This window comes from Caulobacter hibisci (genome assembly GCF_016135805.1).
Lineage (GTDB): Bacteria > Pseudomonadota > Alphaproteobacteria > Caulobacterales > Caulobacteraceae > Caulobacter > Caulobacter hibisci.
On record NZ_JADWOX010000031.1, the window covers coordinates 1 to 18,014 of the forward strand.

At 69.4% G+C, this 18,014-nt stretch carries 14 protein-coding genes and 1 pseudogene; 8 read left to right on the forward strand and 7 right to left on the reverse strand.

The features are described 5' to 3' along the window. Window positions 1-255: 255 nt before the first annotated feature. A pseudogene (locus tag I4Q42_RS26260) lies at window positions 256-459 on the forward strand (cold-shock protein); the annotation flags it as partial. 144 nt (window positions 460-603) lie between these two features. Further along, the gene (locus tag I4Q42_RS26265) at window positions 604-798 is read left to right on the forward strand and encodes a cold-shock protein (protein WP_233245359.1); all 195 of its coding nucleotides are present in this window, start codon (window positions 604-606) and stop codon (window positions 796-798) included. Between the two features lie 159 nt (window positions 799-957). Here I4Q42_RS26265 and I4Q42_RS24870 read toward each other — a convergent pair whose 3' ends face one another. Together I4Q42_RS24870 and I4Q42_RS24875 are read right to left on the reverse strand one after the other, a co-directional pair. Next, the gene (locus tag I4Q42_RS24870) at window positions 958-1,611 is read right to left on the reverse strand and encodes a UPF0149 family protein (RefSeq protein WP_198578794.1); all 654 of its coding nucleotides are present in this window, start codon (window positions 1,609-1,611) and stop codon (window positions 958-960) included. Between the two features lie 168 nt (window positions 1,612-1,779). Further along, window positions 1,780-4,083 (reverse strand): NADP-dependent malic enzyme, encoded by a 2,304-nt coding sequence (locus tag I4Q42_RS24875; protein WP_198578795.1) that lies wholly within the window; start codon window positions 4,081-4,083, stop codon window positions 1,780-1,782. A gap of 392 nt (window positions 4,084-4,475) precedes the next feature. Between I4Q42_RS24875 and uraH the strand changes: the two genes are divergently transcribed. The 5 genes from uraH to guaD are packed head-to-tail and all read left to right on the forward strand — an operon-like array spanning window position 4,476 to window position 10,966. Then, the gene (gene uraH, locus I4Q42_RS24880; RefSeq protein ID WP_198578796.1) at window positions 4,476-4,823 is read left to right on the forward strand and encodes a hydroxyisourate hydrolase; all 348 of its coding nucleotides are present in this window, start codon (window positions 4,476-4,478) and stop codon (window positions 4,821-4,823) included. Between the two features lies 1 nt (window position 4,824). Further along, on the forward strand, window positions 4,825-6,306 hold the full coding sequence (gene xdhA / locus I4Q42_RS24885) for a xanthine dehydrogenase small subunit (protein WP_198578797.1): 1,482 nt from the start codon (window positions 4,825-4,827) through the stop codon (window positions 6,304-6,306). After that, window positions 6,299-8,632, forward strand: coding sequence for a xanthine dehydrogenase molybdopterin binding subunit (gene xdhB, locus I4Q42_RS24890; protein ID WP_198578798.1), 2,334 nt, complete (start codon window positions 6,299-6,301; stop codon window positions 8,630-8,632). The genes xdhA and xdhB overlap by 8 nt, the downstream gene beginning before the upstream one ends. Before the next feature lie 41 nt (window positions 8,633-8,673). Beyond that, a complete protein-coding gene (xdhC, locus tag I4Q42_RS24895) occupies window positions 8,674-9,696 on the forward strand; it encodes a xanthine dehydrogenase accessory protein XdhC (protein WP_232793430.1) in 1,023 nt (340 codons plus the stop codon). Next, window positions 9,683-10,966, forward strand: a complete 1,284-nt coding sequence (guaD, locus tag I4Q42_RS24900; RefSeq protein WP_198578800.1) for a guanine deaminase — start codon at window positions 9,683-9,685, stop codon at window positions 10,964-10,966. Before xdhC ends, guaD begins: the two co-directional genes overlap by 14 nt. A 148-nt stretch (window positions 10,967-11,114) precedes the next feature. Here the strand turns inward: guaD and I4Q42_RS24905 are convergent, their stop codons facing one another. The 5 genes from I4Q42_RS24905 to I4Q42_RS24925 form a co-directional block, all read right to left on the reverse strand. Beyond that, window positions 11,115-12,083 (reverse strand): nucleoside hydrolase, encoded by a 969-nt coding sequence (locus I4Q42_RS24905; RefSeq protein WP_198578801.1) that lies wholly within the window; start codon window positions 12,081-12,083, stop codon window positions 11,115-11,117. A gap of 159 nt (window positions 12,084-12,242) precedes the next feature. Further along, the gene (locus tag I4Q42_RS24910; RefSeq protein WP_198578802.1) at window positions 12,243-14,405 is read right to left on the reverse strand and encodes a TonB-dependent receptor; all 2,163 of its coding nucleotides are present in this window, start codon (window positions 14,403-14,405) and stop codon (window positions 12,243-12,245) included. 221 nt (window positions 14,406-14,626) lie between these two features. After that, window positions 14,627-15,031 carry an oxalurate catabolism protein HpxZ gene (gene hpxZ / locus I4Q42_RS24915; protein ID WP_198578803.1) on the reverse strand — a complete coding sequence of 135 codons (405 nt, stop codon included), beginning with the start codon at window positions 15,029-15,031 and terminating at the stop codon, window positions 14,627-14,629. Further along, window positions 15,028-16,422: an AtzE family amidohydrolase gene (locus I4Q42_RS24920; protein ID WP_198578804.1), complete on the reverse strand. Its 1,395-nt coding sequence runs from the start codon at window positions 16,420-16,422 to the stop codon at window positions 15,028-15,030. Before I4Q42_RS24920 ends, hpxZ begins: the two co-directional genes overlap by 4 nt. Then, entirely contained in the window at window positions 16,419-16,628 is a 210-nt protein-coding gene (locus I4Q42_RS24925; protein ID WP_198578805.1) for an AtzG-like protein, read from the reverse strand. The genes I4Q42_RS24920 and I4Q42_RS24925 overlap by 4 nt, the downstream gene beginning before the upstream one ends. 248 nt (window positions 16,629-16,876) lie before the next feature. Here I4Q42_RS24925 and I4Q42_RS24930 point away from each other — a divergent pair, with 248 nt between their 5' ends. Beyond that, window positions 16,877-17,824: an acetamidase/formamidase family protein gene (locus I4Q42_RS24930; protein ID WP_198578821.1), complete on the forward strand. Its 948-nt coding sequence runs from the start codon at window positions 16,877-16,879 to the stop codon at window positions 17,822-17,824. The last annotated feature ends 190 nt before the right edge of the window (window positions 17,825-18,014 follow it).

Sequence of the window (18,014 nt, forward strand, 5' to 3'; positions counted from 1 at the left end):
CTTCTCGCAGGCAGATCCGTCATTTACGAAGGTCGATACGTCCGTATCGGCCTTTTTTCGCGCCCGCGTCTACCACTCATAGTGGCATTCTGGCGACAGCTGAGCCTCCGCGCGCGAATTTTTCTGGCCTGTGGCCACTTCCCATCGAGATTCTCCGTGCAAAGGGCGTAGCGCGTGCCGCAGTTTTGCGTCATGACTTGCCGTGGAAGGACGCGGGCCGGCAATTGGCCCGTCGAATGAGGTTTTGAGGATAAGATGGCGAACGGTGTCGTTAAGTGGTTCAACCCGGCCAAGGGCTTTGGCTTCATTCAGCCCGAGGACGGCGGCCAGGACGTGTTCGTCCACATCGCCGCGGTTGAACGTTCGGGCCTGTCGGGTCTGAACGAAGGCGATCAAGTGGCTTACGAGCTGGAAGAGGACCGCCGCTCGGGCAAGACCTCGGCCGGCAACCTGCGCGTGACCGGCCATGGCGCGGCCCCGGCCGGCGGCGCGCCGCGTCGTCCGCAACGCGGCTTCGACGCTCCCCGTGGCGGCGGCTATGACGCCCCGCGCGGCGGCGGCTACGGCGGCGGTGGCGGTGGCGGCGAAGCCGGCACCGGCGTTGTGAAGTGGTTCAACAGCACCAAGGGCTTCGGCTTCATCCAGCCGGACAACGGCGGCGGCGACATCTTCGTGCACATCTCGGCCGTCGAGCGCGCCGGCCTGCGCGGCCTGAACGAAGGCCAGCAAGTCGGCTACGAACTGGAACAGGACCGTCGCTCGGGCAAGACCTCGGCCGGCAACCTGCGCATCCTCTAAGGGATCGGTCTTTCGGCCGGGCGCGGAGCGTCCGGCCGTCTGCCGACCTGGCGAATTAGGCCCCGTCGGGACCTCGCTTCTGTCGTTGCGACAGGAGCGGGTTCCGGCGGGGCTTTTTCGCATCTGTGGTTGGCGTCATCGCGGTCCTGCGGCGGACGTTCAGTGCGCGCCGCAGCACTTCTTGAATTTGCGCCCAGAACCGCACGGGCAGGCTTCGTTGCGCCCGGTCTTCGGCATGCCCGATCGTGGGTTCGCGTTCCGCCAGAAGGCGTGAATCCGCAGAACGGTTTCCGGCACAAACTGGTCGGCGTTGGCGAAAAGCTCTTCCACGATCTCGGCGGGCAGCTCGACGAGGCGCTCGCCGTCCTCGTCGGCGCACAGCGCCAGGAGAGGCGTCAGCAGGTGGCCGTCGGTTTCCGAGCTCAACAGCCTGTCCCAGGCCGCGTAGCGCAGGCTGACCGCCATCACAAAGCCTTCGGCCCAGTCGGAGGCAATGATCTCCCCGGTCTCGGTTTCGAGGAATATGGGATCGAGCACGCGGGCCCCGAGACCCCGAAGGATCGTGTTGTAGCGGTTCATGATGGCCCCGAGAACCTTCTGGGCCTCGAGTTCATCGGCGAACGGCGGCTCGGCGCCGCCCCAGACCAGCGGCAGCCACTCGGCGGGCATGACCAATTCCGGCCCGACCGCCACGCCCGTCAGGAAGCCGTCGAGTTCGCTCAGCGTCAGGGTGCTGTCGGGAACGCCTTCCGACATCAGGAAGGCGTCGAGGATTTCGAGATCGGGGGTGAGGTCGGTGGCTTCGAGCGACACGGCGGGCCCTGTGCTGGGAGGAAGGCTGGATCGGACGATGGGCAAGCGGCGATCCCGCAGCGCCATCGTCGTCGCGTCGTCAGCTTACAGGGCTTGCTCTGCCTGTCGAATGCAGGTTGCGCCTGTTCGTCCCGGCCCGTGCGGGCTGGGATGAACAGGCGCGCCTTCTCAGCCCGCCTGGGCGGCGGCCCGTTCGGCGGCGGCCTGGTTCACGGCCACGGCGGTCATGTTGACGATGCCGCGGGCGGTGACGCTGGGCGTCAGCACCTGCACCGGGCGGCTCATGCCCAGCAGGGTCGGGCCGACCAGCAGGGCCTCGGTGGCGGCCGTCAGCAGGGTCAGGGCGATATTGGCCGCGTCCAGGGTCGGCATGACCAACAGGTTGGCCGAGCCCTTCAGGGTGCTGTCGCCGACCAGGCGGTCGCGCAGGGCCTGGGACAGGGCCGCGTCGGCGTGCATCTCGCCGTCGACCTCGAGCTCGGGGGCCTTGTCGCGGACGATGGCCAGGGCCTCGCGCATCTTGCGAGCGGTCGGCGAGTTGGAGGCCCCGAACGAGGAGTGCGACAGCAGGGCGGCCTTGGGTGTCAGGCCGAAGCGGCGCACCGACTCGGCGGCCAGCAGGGTCATCTCGGCCACCTGCTCGGCGGTCGGGTCGACATTGACGTGGGTGTCGCAGAAGAACAGCGTGCCGTTGTCGAGGATCAGCGACGACATGGCGTAGACCCGGCCGACGTTCTCGCGCTTGGGGATGATCGGCAGGACATAGGTCATGTGCTGCCACCAGTCGCCGCTGCCGCCCACGAGGGCCGCATCGACCTGGCCGGTCTGCAGCAGCATCGAGGCGGCCACGGTGCGGCGGCCCTGCACCCGGCGCTCGGCAGCCAGGGGCGGCACGCCCCGGCGGCCGACCAGGTCCTGGTACTGGCCGACCAGCGGCGCGAACACCTCGCGGTCGGCGCCCGGGTCGAGGATCTCGACGGCGCCGCCGAGATCCAGGCGCAGGCCCATCTCGGCGACCTTGGCCTTGATGACGTCGCGACGACCGATCAGCACCGGCGCGGCCAGGCCGTCGTCGACCACGGTCTGGACGGCGCGCAGCACGCGCTCGTCCTCGGCCTCGGCATAGGCGACGCGGACCTTCTGGGCCTTGGTGGCCTTGCGGGCGCGCTCGAACACCGGCCGCATCAGCTGGCCCGAGCGGTAGACGAACAGCTCCAGCTCGGCGCGGTAGGCGTCGAAGTCGGCGATCGGCCGGGTGGCGACGCCCGTGTCCATGGCCGCGCGGGCCACGGCCGGGGCGATCTGCAGGATCAGGCGCGGATCGAAGGGCTTGGGGATGATGTATTGCGAGCCGAACATCGGGGCCGCGCCGCCATAGGCGCTGGCGACGACCTCACTGGCCTCGGCGCGGGCCAGTTCGGCGATGGCCTCGACGGCCGCCACCTTCATGGCCTCGTTGATCTCCGAGGCGCCGACGTCGAGCGCGCCGCGGAAGATGAACGGGAAGCAGAGGACGTTGTTGACCTGGTTGGGATAGTCGCTGCGGCCGGTCGCCATGATGGCGTCGGGACGGTCGGCATAGACTAGCTCGGGCAGGATCTCCGGGTCCGGATTGGCCATGGCCAGGATCAGCGGCTTTTCGGCCAGCAGCGGCAGCCATTCGGGTTTGAAGACGCGCGGGGCCGAGAGGCCGAGGAAGATGTCGGCGCCGGGCAGCACGTCGGGCAGGGTGCGCGCGTCGGTCGGGCGGGCGTAGCGGGCCATGTTGTCGGGCATGTCCGGCTCGCGGCCGGCATAGACGACGCCCTTGATGTCGGTGAGGGTGACGTTCTCGACCGGCAGGCCCATCGACACCAGCAGGTCGACGCAGGCGAGCGCGGCGGCGCCGGCGCCCGAGGTGACCAGCTTGACGTCCTTCAGCTGCTTGCCCTGGACGAGCAGGGCGTTGCGGACGGCGGCGGCGCAGACGATGGCGGTGCCGTGCTGGTCGTCGTGGAAGACCGGGATGTTCATCCGCTCGCGCAGCTTGCGCTCGATGATGAAGCACTCGGGGGCCTTGATGTCCTCGAGGTTGATGCCGCCGAAGGTGGGCTCGAGCGCCGCGACCACCTCGATGAAGCGGTCGGGATCCTTGGCGTCGACCTCGATGTCGAAGACGTCGATGCCGGCGAACTTCTTGAAGAGGACGGCCTTGCCTTCCATCACCGGCTTGGAGGCGAGCGGGCCAATGTCGCCCAGGCCCAGCACGGCGGTGCCGTTGGAGATCACGGCGACCAGGTTGCCGCGAGCGGTGTAGTCGCGGGCCAGGTCCGGATCCTCGGCGATGGCCAGGCACGGTGCGGCGACGCCGGGGGAGTAGGCCAGGGCCAGGTCACGCTGGGTGGCCATCCGCTTGGTGGCCTCGATGGCCAGCTTTCCGGGCCGCGGCAGCCGGTGGTAGTCCAGGGCGGCTTTACGGAAATCCTCGTCCATCGATCGGTCCTGTTCTGCGCAGCGCTGTGGCGCGGGCCGTCTTCTTTGATGCGCCCTCCGTCCTGGAGCGCGCGCGCGGCCCGTCTGCCGGTGTTGCTAACGGGGTTGGCCGCGCTTTTCCAACCTTACGCAGCGTCCGCCGACCATTTTTTGCGATTCTACGCCGCTTTGCCGTCGTCAGGCGCCGGGCGGACGGGGATCGGGCGCGGCTGGTAAGTAATAAAAGACTTATATACGCTCAATCGGCGGGCGCCGGTCGCCGCCTGGGCGGGCGATCGGGCTCGCGGCGCAGGCGTCCGTCGCGCCGAGGCTGGACAGTCGGCGGTCCAGGTTCCAGCCTCTGAAGTAGAGGTGAAAGAGCGTATGATGACCCCAACCCCGCAGGACCCAGCATGAGCGGCCTGACGACCCACATCCTCGACACCGCCGCAGGCCAGCCGGCCGCCAGGGTGGCCTTGCGCGTCTACCGCCGGGGCGAGGGCGCGCCGGTGCTGCTGAAGACGGTGGAGACCGACGCCGACGGCCGCGCGCGGCTGGTCGAGGGCGAGGCCCTGGCGGTCGGCGGCTATCGCATCGAGTTCGACGTCGCCGCCTATTTCGCCGCCAGCGGGGCCAAGGTCTCCGACCCGCCGTTCCTCGATGTGGTGACCATCGATTTCTCCGTGGCCGATCCGACCCAGCACCACCACGTGCCGCTGCTGGTCTCGCCGTTCGGCTATTCGACCTATAGAGGCAGCTGAGATGGGCGGGACGATCCGGTTCCTGCTCGACGGCCAGGTGCAGGAGGCGGCCGGCGTCGATCCGACCGCCACCCTGCTGGAGCACCTGCGCGGACCGCTGCGCCGGACCGGAACCAAGGAAGGCTGCGCCGAGGGCGACTGCGGCTCGTGCACCGTGCTGGTCGGCGAGCTGACCACGGGCGACGACCTCGCGGCGGTGCGCTGGCGAGCAGTCAATTCCTGCATCCAGTTCCTGCCGATGCTGGACGGCAAGGCGGTGATGACCGTCGAGAGCCTGGCCTGTGAAGGCGCGGGCGGCGGATGCGCCGGAAAACCTCATCCCGTGCAGCAGGCGATGATCGACAAGCACGGCTCGCAATGCGGCTTCTGCACGCCGGGCATCGTCATGTCGCTGTACGGCCGGGCCGTCGGCGCCTGCGGGGCGGGGGCGCCGGTCGAGGACGTGCTGGCGGGGAACCTGTGCCGCTGCACCGGCTATGGCCCCATCCTGGAGGCCGCGCGCGAGGTGGTGCGCGAGGCCGCGCCGGACGTGGCCGCGCCGCTGCGGGCGATCCAGCGCGAGACCATGCTCAGCGTCGCCTATGACGATCCGATCCGGGGCGTGGTCCGCCGCTGGCTGGCGCCGCGCTGCCTCTCGAAGCTGGCGGCCGCCGCCGAGGCCAATCCGGACGCGGCCTTCGTGGCCGGGGCGACCGATGTCGGCCTGTGGGTGACCAAGCTGAGGAAGCCGCCCCAGATCCTGATCGACATCGGCCGCGTGCCGGAGCTGAAAGCCATCACCCGCGCCGGCGACGCTTTGCGCATCGGCGCCGGCGTTCGCTATGTCGATGCGCTGGAGACCCTGGCCGGCCGCTATCCCAGCCTGGGCGACATGATGCGGCGGCTGGGGTCGACCCAGGTGCGCAACAGCGGCACGATCGGCGGAAACATCGCCAACGGTTCGCCGATCGGCGACATGCCGCCGGCCCTGATCGCGCTGGGCGCCACCCTGGTGCTGCGTCGGGGCGAGCAGGTGCGCGAGATCCCTCTGGAGGACTTCTTCGTCGCCTATGGCCAGCAGGACCGCCAGCCGGGCGAGTTCGTCGAGGCGGTGATCGTGCCGCGCGGCCCGGAGGGGCAGATCTTCAAGGTCTACAAGCTGTCCAAGCGCTTCGACCAGGACATCTCGGCGGTCTGCGCGGCCTTCGCCATCACGGTGGTGGACGGCGTGGTCAGCGCGGCGCGCATCGCCTTCGGCGGCATGGCCGGCACGCCCAAGCGGGCTAGCGCCTGCGAGGCGGCCCTGGTCGGCCAGGCCTGGACGCGGCAGATCGTCGAGGCCGCCGCCGCCAGGCTGGACGAGGACTATACGCCGCTGTCGGACATGCGGGCCTCGGCCGCCTATCGGGCGACCACGGCGCGCAACCTGCTGATCCGCGCCTTCCTCGAAAGCGCCCAGCCGGGCGTGGCGACCAGCGTGCTGGCGGAGGCGGCGTATGGCTGATTCCGGCGCTTCGCTAAACGTCACCCCGTTCCAGGGCGTCCACGCCTCGGTTCCGCACGACAGCGCCCTGCGCCATGTGACGGGCACGGCGATCTATGTCGACGACCTGCCCGAGCCGCCGGGCACGCTGCACGTGCATCTGGGCATGAGCACCAAGGCCCATGCGCGGATCGTGTCGATGAACCTGGACGCCGTGCGCGCCGCCCCCGGCGTGGTCTGCGTGCTGACGGCGGCCGACATTCCCGGCGAGAACGACGTCAGCCCGGTGATCCACGACGACAAGCTGTTCGCCGACGGCGAGGTCTATTGCGTGGGCCAGAGCCTGTTCGCGGTGGCGGCGACCTCGATCGCCGCGGCGCGGGCGGCCGCCGCCAAGGCCGTGGTCGACTACGAGGACCTGCCGGCGGCGATCACCATCGCGGATGCGGCGGCGGCGGACCTGAAGATCGAGGCCAGCCAGCGTATGGCGCGCGGCGACGCGCAGGCGGCCCTGGCCGCCGCGCCCAACCGCATCCAGGGCCGCCACGCCATCGGTGGCCAGGACCACTTCTATCTCGAAGGCCAGGCCTCGCTGGCGACGCCGCGCGAGGAGGGCGACGTCCACGTCTGGTGCTCGACCCAGCATCCCAGCGAGGTGCAGCACCTGGTCGCCAACGTGCTGGGCCGGCCCAGCCACGCCGTGATCGTCGAGGTGCGGCGAATGGGCGGCGGCTTCGGCGGCAAGGAGACGCAAGCCTCGCTGTTCGCGGCGGCCGCGGCCCTCGTGGCGGTGAAGACCGGCCGCCCGGCCAAGTGCCGGCCCGACCGCGACGAAGACATGGTCATGACCGGCAAGCGGCATGACTTCGAGGTCGGCTACGACGTCGGTTTCGACGACGAGGGCCGGTTGCTGGGGATCAAGCTGGAGCTGGCCTCGCGCTGCGGGGCGACGACGGATCTTTCGCCGGCCATCAACGACCGGGCGATGTTCCACGTCGACAACACCTACTACCTGCCGGCGGTCGAGATCGTCTCGCACCGCTATCGCACCCACACCGTCTCCAACACCGCCTTCCGGGGCTTTGGCGGGCCGCAGGGCATGGCGGCGATCGAGCGGGTGATGGACGCGGTGGCCCAGGCGACGGGGCTGGATCCGCTGGAGGTGCGTCGGCGCAATCTCTACGGGGATGGCGGGCGGAACCTGACGCCCTACTACCAGGTGGTCGAGGACAACGTCGCGCCGCAGCTGATCGAGGATCTGGCGCGGTCTTGCGACTACGACGCCCGCCAGCGGGCGGTGGACGCCTTCAACGCGGCCAATCCGATCCTCAAGAAGGGCCTGGCCCTGACGCCGGTGAAGTTCGGCATCTCGTTCACCACCACCCACCTGAACCAGGCCGGGGCGCTGGTCCATCTCTATGCCGACGGCTCGATCATGCTGAACCATGGCGGCACCGAGATGGGGCAGGGGCTCTATATCAAGGTCGCCCAGGTCGCCGCCGAGGCGTTCCAGGTTCCACTTGATCGGGTGAAGATCACCGCCACCACCACCGACAAGGTGCCCAACACCTCGGCCACGGCCGCTTCGTCGGGCGCGGACCTCAACGGCATGGCGGTGCTGGACGCGGCCAACACGCTGAAGGCCCGGCTGGTCGAGTTCGCGGCCGGCAAGTGGGGCGTGCCCGCCGAGGAGGTGGCGTTCACCCCCGAGGGCGTGCGGATCGGGGCCGAGCTGGTCGGCTTCGGTCAGCTGTGCCGGGCTGCCCATATCGGCCGGATTTCGCTGTCGGCCACGGGCTTCTACGCCACGCCGAAGATCACCTACGACCGCAAGACCCATCGCGGGCGGCCGTTCTACTACTTCGCCTATGGCGCGGCCTGCAGCGAGGTGGTGATCGACACCCTGACCGGCGAGACCAAGGTGCTGCGCGCCGACATACTGCACGACGTGGGCCGCTCGCTGAACCCGGCCATCGACCTTGGCCAGGTGGAGGGCGGCTTCATCCAGGGCATGGGCTGGCTGACCACCGAGGAACTGGTCTACGACGCCAAGGGCGTGCTGAAGACCCATGCCCCCTCGACCTACAAGATCCCGACGGCGGGCGACCGGCCGCGTGTGCTCAACGTCGCCCTGTGGGAGCCCGGCCGCAACGCCGAGCCGACCATCCACCGCTCCAAGGCCGTGGGCGAGCCGCCGCTGATGCTGGGCATCTCGGTGTTCTCGGCGATCACCCGGGCGGTGGCGGCGGCCGGGGAGCATCGGGTGATGCCGAACCTGGACGCGCCGGCGACGCCGGAGGCGGTGCTGATGGCGGTCGAGGACGTGAGACGGCGGGCCGATGGGTAGGGCGCGTTTCCTGACCCTGTCCCATGGGAGAGGTTAGATTGCTGGCGACCCACAAGAACTGGGCCCGCGCAGCCCTGTCACGGCTCGACGCCGACGACCATGCCGCCCTGGTCACCGTACTCGCCACCGAGGGCTCGGCGCCGCGCGAGGCCGGGACCAAGATGGTGGTCTGGGAGGGCGGGCAGTCGGGCACGATCGGCGGCGGCAATCTGGAGCACCAGGCGACGAACCAGGCGCGGCGGATGCTGGTCGGATCCCAGGCCGCCTTCGCGATCCAGGACTACCCGCTCGGACCGCTGCTGGCCCAGTGCTGCGGCGGCCGGGTGCGGCTGATGATCGAGCGGGTCGAGGCGGCCAGCCGCGACTGGCTGACCGAGGCCGCCCGGCGGATGGACGCCGACCAGCCGTTCGAGCTGCGCACCCACTTCGACCCGGGCCTGCTGACCAAGACCATCGCCCCGATCGCGGCGCTCGATACCGACCCGCCGGCCGTGCGCCTGGCCGGCGCGCCGGCGGCGGCGCGCGGCAAGCGGCCCGACCTGGGCGACGAGCTGGTCGAGCGTAGCGAGGCCCCGCGCCGGCCGCTGCTGCTGTTCGGCGCCGGCCATGTGGGCCAGGCGATCGCGAGGGCCTTCGCGCCCCTGCCGTTCAAGCTCGGCTGGTACGACAGCCGGCCCGAGGCGGCCGAGGTTCCCGGCGTGACTGTGCGCGAACCGGCCGAGCTGGCCGCCCTGGCCATGGGGGCTTCGGCCGACGCCTACGGCCTGATCCTGACCCACGACCACGCCCTGGACTACGCCCTGGCCTCGGCCGGGCTGGCCGGCGGCGGCTTTGACTATCTCGGCCTGATCGGCTCGAAGACCAAGCGGGCGCGGTTCATGCACCGGCTGCGCGACGACGGCTTTTCGGCGGTGACGCTGAACCGCCTGACCTGCCCGATCGGCCTGCCGGGCCTGAAGAGCAAGGCGCCCGAGGTGATCGCCGTCTCGGTGGCCGCCGACCTGCTGATGCGGCTGGAAGCCGCTCAAGCCAGCAACGACGAGGACCAGAGTGCAAGCGTTTAGGGCGTCGATCCTCCATCTCCTGGATGATCCGACCAAGAGCGGGGAGGCGGTCGCCTTCCACGCCGACGGCCTGCTGGTCGTCGACGCCGGCCGCGTCGTAGCCTGCGGCGACCATGCCGAGCTCGCGCCGGTTTATGCCGACGTGCCGGTCGAGGACCTGAGCGGCTGCTGGATCACGCCAGGCTTCATCGACACTCACATCCACTTCCCGCAGGTCGACATCGTCGCCGCCCATGGCGCGCAGCTGCTCGACTGGCTGGAGCAGCACACCTTCCCCGCCGAGGCGGCCTTCGCCGATCCGGATCACGCGAAGGAGGCCGCAGGCTTCTTCGTCGACGAGTTGCTGCGCAACGGCACGACCACGGCCCTGGTGTTCGGCTCGGTGCACAAGGGCTCGGTCGACGCCCTGTTCGCCGAGGCCTATGCGCGCGACATGCGGCTGATCGCCGGCAAGACCCTGATGGACCGCAATGCGCCTCTGGGGTTGATGGACGACGTCGAGACCGCGCGTGCCGACATGGAAAGCCTGATCGCCGACTGGCATGGCAAGGGGCGCCTCGGCTACGCCGTCACCCCGCGCTTCGCCATCAGCTGCACCGACGCCCAGCTGGAGATGGCCGGGCAGGTGCTCGCTGAGCACCCTGGCGTCTGGATGCAGACCCACCTGTCGGAAAACCCGCGCGAGATCGACGAGACCGCCCAGCTGTTTCCCGGCGCGACCGACTATCTGGGCGTCTACGAGCGGTTCGGCCTGGTTCAGAAGCGGTCGGTCTTCGCCCACTGCGTCCACCTGCAGGGCGAGGCGTTCCAGCGGCTGGCGGCGAAGGACGCTGCGGTGGCCTTCTGCCCGACCTCGAACCTGTTCCTGGGGTCTGGCCTGTTCCCGCTGGACGAGGCCTGCGCGCACGGGGTGAAGGTGGGCATGGGCACCGACGTCGGAGCCGGCACGACCTTCTCGATCCTCCACACCCTGGGCGAGGCCTACAAGGTGGGACAGCTGCGGGGCGCGGCGCTGGACCCGTTCCAGGCGCTGTACCTGGCCACGCTAGGCGGGGCGCGGGCGCTGGATCTGGACGACCGGATCGGCAATCTCGCCCCCGGCAAGGAGGCTGACTTCCTGGTGCTGGATCTCGCCGCGACGCCCCTGCTGGCGCGCCGGCTGGCGGCCGCCAAGGGGCTGGAGGACCGGCTGTTCGCGTTGACCGTGCTGGGGGATGACCGGGTGGTGGCGCGGACGTACTTGGCCGGGGTGGAGCGGCATCGGAAGTAGCCGAGCCCTGAAAACAGGAACCTCCCCCTGTGGGGGAGGTGTCGCCGAAGGCGACGGTGGGGGGACGTTTTCAGCCGCCGAAGCATTGGCCGAACTCCCCCCACCGACCGCTGCGCGGTCGCCTCCCCCAGAGGGGGAGGTTCTTTTCTTACGACCCCACCACCCCGTTCATCGTCCGCGCGTACAGCGCCAGCAGGCGGTCAGCATCCACGGCGATCGCCGCGCTGTGGATCGGCTGGTCGTCCCAGGCCGAGGGGCCGTAGAGCTCGCCTTCCACCTTCTGCAGGGTCTGGCCGAGCGCGATGCCCTCGGTGACCACGCGGACTGAGCCGCGGCGGACCTCGAACAGGCTCTCGTCGATGACATAGGCCACGGCGGCGGCGTCGTGGACGCAGCAGCCGACGATGCCGTCGCGGCTGCCGTAGAAGGCCGCATAGGGCTTGGAGATGGCGTTGAGGAACTGGCCCGCCGGGCCGGCCGAGGCTTCCAGCGCCTCCATGAAGTCGGGGCTCATGATCACCTGGGTGGTGACGTCCAGGCCGATGACCGTGACGTGCCACGGGGCGGTGAAGACGCGGTCTGCGGCTTCCGGATCGTTCCAGATGTTGGCTTCGGCGACGGGGGTGACGTTGCCCGGCTTGCCGGCGACGGCGAAGGCCCCGCCCATGATCACCACGCCCTTGAGCAGGGTGGCGACCTCGGGATCGGCTTCCAGCGCCAGGGCCAGGTTGGTCAGCGGGCCGACGGCGACCAGGGTGATCTCGCCGGGGTTGGCGCGGGCCAGGTCGACGATCGCCTGGTGGGCCGGCTTGGCCTCGGGCTCCGCCGCGACCAGGCCGGTCAGCTCGACATCGCCCAGGCCGTTCTCGCCGTGCACGAAGGTCGGCGAGGGATTGCGCGGGCGCGACAGCGGCTTGTCGGTGCCCTTGAACACCGGCGCGGTCAGGCCGAAGCGGTCCTTCAGATAGAGGGCGTTGCGGGTGGTGGTGTCGATGTCGGCGTTGCCGAACACGGTCGTCACGGCCACCAGGTCGAGCGCCGGGCTCGCCTCGATGAACAGCAGGGCCATGGCGTCGTCGATGCCCGGATCGGTGTCGAAGATGATCTTGGTCGTCATCGGTAGGCGGGACTCTTATCGTTGTTCTGCAAGCGCTTTTTATGACGCCGGGAAGCCGACCACTCTAGCCGCTGGCGACGGCGGGAGCATGTCAAAAACGACAACGGCCCGGGCGTTTTGCAACGCCCGGGCCGTCTTTTTCAGTCGTCGTAACGTCGCTTAGCGGCGGGCGCTCAGCGAGATGCCGACGACGCGCGGCTCGTTGACGAAGCCGGTCAGGTTGTGGAAGTCGATGGCGCCGCGCAGGTTCACCTCGTTGGTGATGTTGCGGGCGAACACCGCCACCTCGTAGGCGCCGTCGGTGCGGCCGTAGCCCAGCTTCAGGCCGCCCTCGAAGGTGTTCTTGCTGTAGAATTCCTTGCTCTCGTAGAGGAACAGGTTGGTGTAGCCCTGGCGGAACCAGTCGGTTTCCGCGAACAGCTCGCCGCCGTCGCCGACCGGCACGTTGTAGCGGGCCGAGAAGTTCAGGATGTATTCCGGAGCGTTCGGGAACGGGTTGCCGTCCACCTTGGCCAGGCCGCCGACCAGCGGGTCGGTGACGGTGCACATGCCCGAGCCGCAGGGCGCGACCAGCAGGCCGGAGTCCTTGATCTCGGTGTGGCTGTAGCTGTAGCCGGCCGTGACCAGCAGGTTCGGCGTGACCTTGAACTCGCCGTCCAGTTCGAAGCCGTAGGCCTCGCCCTTCTTGGCGTTCAGCAGCATGGTGGTGTTGGTCAGGCCGCCGACGGCCGTGAACTGCGGGTCGTCGATGGTGTAGGTGTAGACCGCGCCGTTCAGGCGCAGGCGACGCTCGAGCAGTTCGCTCTTCACGCCGGCTTCCCACGACAGGATGGTTTCCGACTGGGCCACCGACGGGGCCGAGAAGAACACCACGTCGCGGCCCTGGATCGACGGACCGCGGAAGCCGCGGGCGACCTTGGCGTAGAGGCTGACGTCGTCGTTGACGGCGTAGAACGCCGACAGGTCCCAGCTGGCCTGGCTGTCGGAGACCGAGACGGTGGTCGTGGTGCCGACCACGTCCATGTCCTTGTCGTCGTCGGTCCAGCGGACGCCGGCCGTGACCTTCAGGGCGTCGGAGACCTGATAGGAGCCCTGGCCGAACACGGCCCAGGCGGTGTTCTTGTGGCGGACGGCGGCCTTGTTGAAGCCGGCGTCGGTGGTCACCGTGAAGTCCGACTTGAAGTAGTAGCCGCCGACCTGCCAGGCGAGCTTGCCGTCGGTGTCGCTGGCCAGGCGCACTTCCTGCGAGATCTGCTCGAGCTTGATGCTGTCCTGGGTGTCGGAGTCGTAGCGGATCACGCCCGGGTTCAGGGCGCCGACGCCGCCGTCGATGTCGCCGCGGCTGAAGCCCTTGCCGCCTTCATAGGCGCTGATCGAGGTCAGCTTGGCGCCGCCGAAGTCGTGGTCGATCTTCAGCGACGTGCCGCTGACGTCGTACTTCTGATTATTGCCGCCGCCGCCGTTGAAGTTGACCTTGTCGCGGTCGAAGTTCGAATTGATCTCGTTGCTGCCCTTGGTGAGGATGTTGGCGCGGAAGATCGCGGCCGTACCGTCCAGCGAGCGGGTGTGGGCGTTGAACAGAACGTCGGTGTTTTCGCCCGGCGAGGCCAGGATCTGCAGGCGGGCGGCCTTTTCGTCATAGCCGCCGATGGCGTTCTTCACACCGGTGAAGGTGTTGTCGATGTAGTCGTCGCGGTGCTGGTAGAGGCCCGAGACGCGGAAGGCGAGCTTCGGCGCGATCGCGCCGCCGACGCCGCCTTCGAAGGTTGTCGAGCCGTAGGTGCCGTAGGTGGCCGAGCCGTTGGCCTTGAACTCTTCGCTCGGCTTGACGGTGTCGAACTTGACGATGCCGGCGGTGGTGTTGCGGCCAAACAGGGTGCCTTGCGGGCCGCGCAGGACTTCGACGTGGTCGATGTCGTAGATCGGCGAGCTCTTCAGCACGACGTTCTCGAGGACGACGTCGTCCATGATCACCGAGACCGGCTGCGAGGCGGCCAGGTCGAAGTCGGCGTTGCCCAGGCCGCGGATGTAGAAGCGCGGGGCGGCCCGGCCGTTGGAGCTTTCGACATAGAGGCCCGGAACGCGGCTGGAGAGCGCGAGCACGTCTTCGCCGGCGGCGAAGATCGACTGCAGCTTCTCGCCCGAAACGGCGGCGACCGAGACGGGAACGTCCTGGATGTTTTCCGAACGCTTCTGGGCGGTGACGATCACGTCGTCGAGGGCGGTCGGCGCGTCCTGGGCGAAGGCCGGGGCCGCGACGGCGGCGGCCAGCAGGAGTACGCCGAAGGCGGCGCTGTTGCGCAGCTTGGCTTGGGTGGTCATGTCGAAATCCCCTTCGAACACCGGTGGAGGACCCGGTTGCGTGGGGTGCAATGCACAATGGCCGCGTCGAAATCAAAAGGCTTGATGACGACTCGGTCTCACTCCCGTGAAGTTTGTAGGGACCGTGTCACTATTTGACCACGCTGCGACAACGGCGCCCAAAACTAGGTCATAAGTCAGGACATACTTACTTATTGTCCTTGGGCGGAGGATGCGGCCGCCTATGGCGCAAGGCGTTGGTCGGCGCCGGCCTGGAGCAGGGAAACGTGCGCCGACACGATTTTCCAGCCGCCTTCGGTGCGCAGCCAGGTCTGGCTCTGGCGGCCGGACTGTTTTGCCCCCGTCCGCAGGAATTCGACGTTCGCGATCGCGAAATCGCGGCCGAAAGTGGTGATTTCCGTCCTCAGGCGATCGCGCAGCGGCGAGCCGCCGGAGCGCCCGATTCGAAAGGCGGCGATCTCGGCGAAGCCGTAGAGGTTCTCGGCCACGCCGTAGCGGACGGTTTCAGGAGCGTCACGAAAGAAGCCGTCCAGCGCCTCGACGTCGTTGGTCATCAGGGCGAGCTCATAGGCGTCGACGGCGGCGGCGACCTCGGCCAGGACGTCGGGGGCGTTGATGACGGTCATGCGGGCTCTCGGCGGAGGGGAGGGCGGTGGGCGGCGATGACGCCGGCCCGTTCCAGCCGCAGGGCGGCGGCGAAGGCCAGATCCTCGCGCCAGGCCGGGGCGATCAGCTGTACGCCGATCGGCGGCTTGCCGGGACGGTTCACCGGCGCGGCGATCACGGGGAGGCCGACATAGCTGATCGGCTGGGTGTAGGCGCCCAGCGTCTTGCGCACCGAGACGGGGAGGCCGTCCAGCTCCATGGTCGCCTGGCCGATCGGCGGGGCGGGGCAGGGGGTGACGGGGGCCAGCAGGATGTCGAAGTGCTCGAACAGCCCGCGCGCCTCGTCGCGGAACGCCGGGCGATAGCGCCGCGCGGCCTCGGCCACGCCGTCGGGCAGCAAGGCCCCGGCCAGCAGGCGGTCGCGGACGGCCGGGTCGTAGTCGAGGGCGCGCTGGGCCAGGTCGTCGAAATGCAGGCGCCCGCCTTCGGAAGCGCTCATGGCGAAGGCGGCGGCGCGGGCGGCCTGGGCGCCGGGCAGCGTCAGGCCGCGGCGGGCCTGCAAGGCGTCGGCGACGATCTCCAGCGCCTCGACCACCTCGGGGAAGGCACCCTGCTGGAACCAGCCGCTTAGGCATCCGACGCGCAACGGCTGGTCGGCCAGGGCGTCGAGGCGGCCACTCAGCGGATCGGCTGGCGGCGGCGCCAAGTCGTCCAGCGGATCCTCGCCCTGCAAGACGTCATAGGCCAGGGCGAGGTCGGCGGCGGTGCGGGCGAAGGGGCCGATGTGGTCCAGGCTGTGCACGAAGGGGAAGGCCCCCACCCGCGACAGGCGGCCCAGGGTCGGCTTCAGCCCGAACACCCCGCAAAGGCCGGCGGGGATGCGGATCGAGCCGTTGGTGTCAGAGCCCAGGGTCAGGGGCAGGAGGCCGCCGGCGACGGCGGCGGCCGAGCCCCCCGACGAGCCGCCGGCGATGCGGGCCGGGTCGTGCGGATTGCGGGTCGGGCCGTCGTGAGCGTTCTCGGTGACGAAGCCGTAGGCGAACTCGTCCATGTTCAGCGCGCCGACCAGCACCGCGCCGGCGGCCTTCATCCGGGCCACGGCGGTGGCGTCGGCGGTTGCGGGAGCGGCCTCGCGGCGGATCTTGCTGCCGGCCAGGGTGACGTGACCGGCGACGTCGAACAGGTTCTTGACCGCGAACGGGACGCCGGCCAGCGGGCCGGGATTCTCGCCGACCGCCAGCCGTGCGTCGACCGCGTCGGCCTGGGCCAGGGCCTCGTCCTCGAACACGGCGGTGAAGGCGTTGAACGGTTCGGCCTTGGCGGCGGCGATCGCGGTCTGGGTGGTCTCACGGGCGCTCGTGCGACCCTCGCGCAGGGCGGTGGTCAGGACCTGGGCGGTTGCAAAGCTCACGGCGCGAACGTCTCGATGGGCGCGTCCGGGTCGGTCAGGCCGGCGAACAGGGCGGCCTGGTCGCGCAACAGGGCGAGGTTCTCGGCGACCCCGTCGCGGCAGGCCTCGGGCACGGGCAGGCCGAGGTCGGCGCTACGGGAGTCCAGATAGGCGGCGACCTTGGCGTCGGAGAGGTTTTGGAAGGCCGACAGGTCGCCGCCCGACATGGGAAGTCACTCGCGCTAAAAAGTAATAAGATACTTCATAGCTATCCGACGATAACGCCGCTAGGCCAGAAGTTTCAAGGACCTAGAACGCCTCGGCAGTCTTTCGAATGCGCGGCGCTCGTGCAGATGGCGCCCGTGGTTGAGGCAGATAGCGAAAGCGGCGCCGCGCGATGTCGTGCGGCCTCGTTCCCGACCCGGCGTGGCTGGAGACTGGGGCTCGTTTCTTCGCTGCCGGTTCCGTCGTCGCCATGCATCACCACCTGTCCTCCACCCCGCAGACCGTCCGCTTCGGCATCTTCGACGCGGCCTTCGACCCGGTCCTGACCATCCAGCCGGGTGACAGCGTCACCTTCGACTGCGTGTCGGGCGGGCCCGAGGTGATGCCCGGGCCGGAGTCGTGGCTGACCATCCCGCCGGCCCTGCAGGCGATCCACGACGCCAAGCTCGATCGGATCGGCCCGCACATCCTGACGGGGCCGGTGGCCATCGCCGGGGCCGAGCCGGGCGACACGCTGGAGGTGCGGATCGAGGCGGTCGAGCCCAACAACGACTGGGGCTACTGCGCCGTGCGGCCCCTGGCCGGCACCCTGCCGGAGGACTTTCCCGAGCGCTATGTCAGCCACATCGCCGTCGACAAGGCGCGCGGGATCTGCAAGCCGCAGTGGGGGCCGGAGCTGCCGCTGCGGCCGTTCTTCGGCACCATGGGCGTGGCCCCGCCGGCCAGGTACGGCCGCCTGTCCAGTCGAGAGCCGCGCGAGCACGGCGGCAACATGGACAACAAGGAGCTGGGCGCCGGCGCGACCCTGTTTCTGCCGGTCTGGGTGCCGGGCGCGAACTTCTCGGCCGGCGATGGCCATGGCCGCCAGGGCGACGGCGAGGTCTGCGTCAACGCCCTGGAGATGGGCCTGACCGGGACCTTCACCTTCATCCTGCACAAGGCCGCCGACCTGGGCGTGGCGACTTGGCCCCGCGCCGAGACGCCTACCCACTACGTGATCATGGGCTTCAACGAGGACCTGGACCTGGCGATGAAGCAGGCCCTGCGAGGGATGATCGACTTCATCGTTTCGCGCTCGAACCTCACCCGTGTGCAGGCCTACCAGTTCTGCTCCCTGGCCGTGGACTTCCGCGTGACCCAGACGGTCAACGGCGAGAAGGGCGTGCACGGCCTGCTGGAGAAGGGGGTTTTGTTCTAGGCGTCTAAGCGATCTTCTCCCAGAGGGAGAAGGAGGGGCCCGCCGCGCAGCGGTGGGAGGATGAGGGGTTAAGCCGTCGGCCGGAGCGCCGGCACGCCGTCTTCAGTCCCTAACCCCTCACCCTCCCAGGCTTGCGCCTGGGCCCCTCCCTCTCCCTCTGGGAGAGGGGCAGGTTGAGGCGGCGTCTCGA

Bases quoted from the DNA above. Each gene is read 5' to 3' on its own strand.
- I4Q42_RS24875 (WP_198578795.1), bottom strand. From the start codon at position 4,083: ATGGACGAGGATTTCCGTAAAGCCGCCCTGGACTACCACCGGCTGCCG.
- uraH (WP_198578796.1), top strand. From the start codon at position 4,476: ATGAGCGGCCTGACGACCCACATCCTCGACACCGCCGCAGGCCAGCCG.
- xdhA (WP_198578797.1), top strand. From the start codon at position 4,825: ATGGGCGGGACGATCCGGTTCCTGCTCGACGGCCAGGTGCAGGAGGCG.
- xdhB (WP_198578798.1), top strand. From the start codon at position 6,299: ATGGCTGATTCCGGCGCTTCGCTAAACGTCACCCCGTTCCAGGGCGTC.
- I4Q42_RS24905 (WP_198578801.1), bottom strand. From the start codon at position 12,083: ATGACGACCAAGATCATCTTCGACACCGATCCGGGCATCGACGACGCC.
- I4Q42_RS24910 (WP_198578802.1), bottom strand. From the start codon at position 14,405: ATGACCACCCAAGCCAAGCTGCGCAACAGCGCCGCCTTCGGCGTACTC.
- hpxZ (WP_198578803.1), bottom strand. From the start codon at position 15,031: ATGACCGTCATCAACGCCCCCGACGTCCTGGCCGAGGTCGCCGCCGCC.
- I4Q42_RS24925 (WP_198578805.1), bottom strand. From the start codon at position 16,628: ATGTCGGGCGGCGACCTGTCGGCCTTCCAAAACCTCTCCGACGCCAAG.
- I4Q42_RS24930 (WP_198578821.1), top strand. From the start codon at position 16,877: ATGCATCACCACCTGTCCTCCACCCCGCAGACCGTCCGCTTCGGCATC.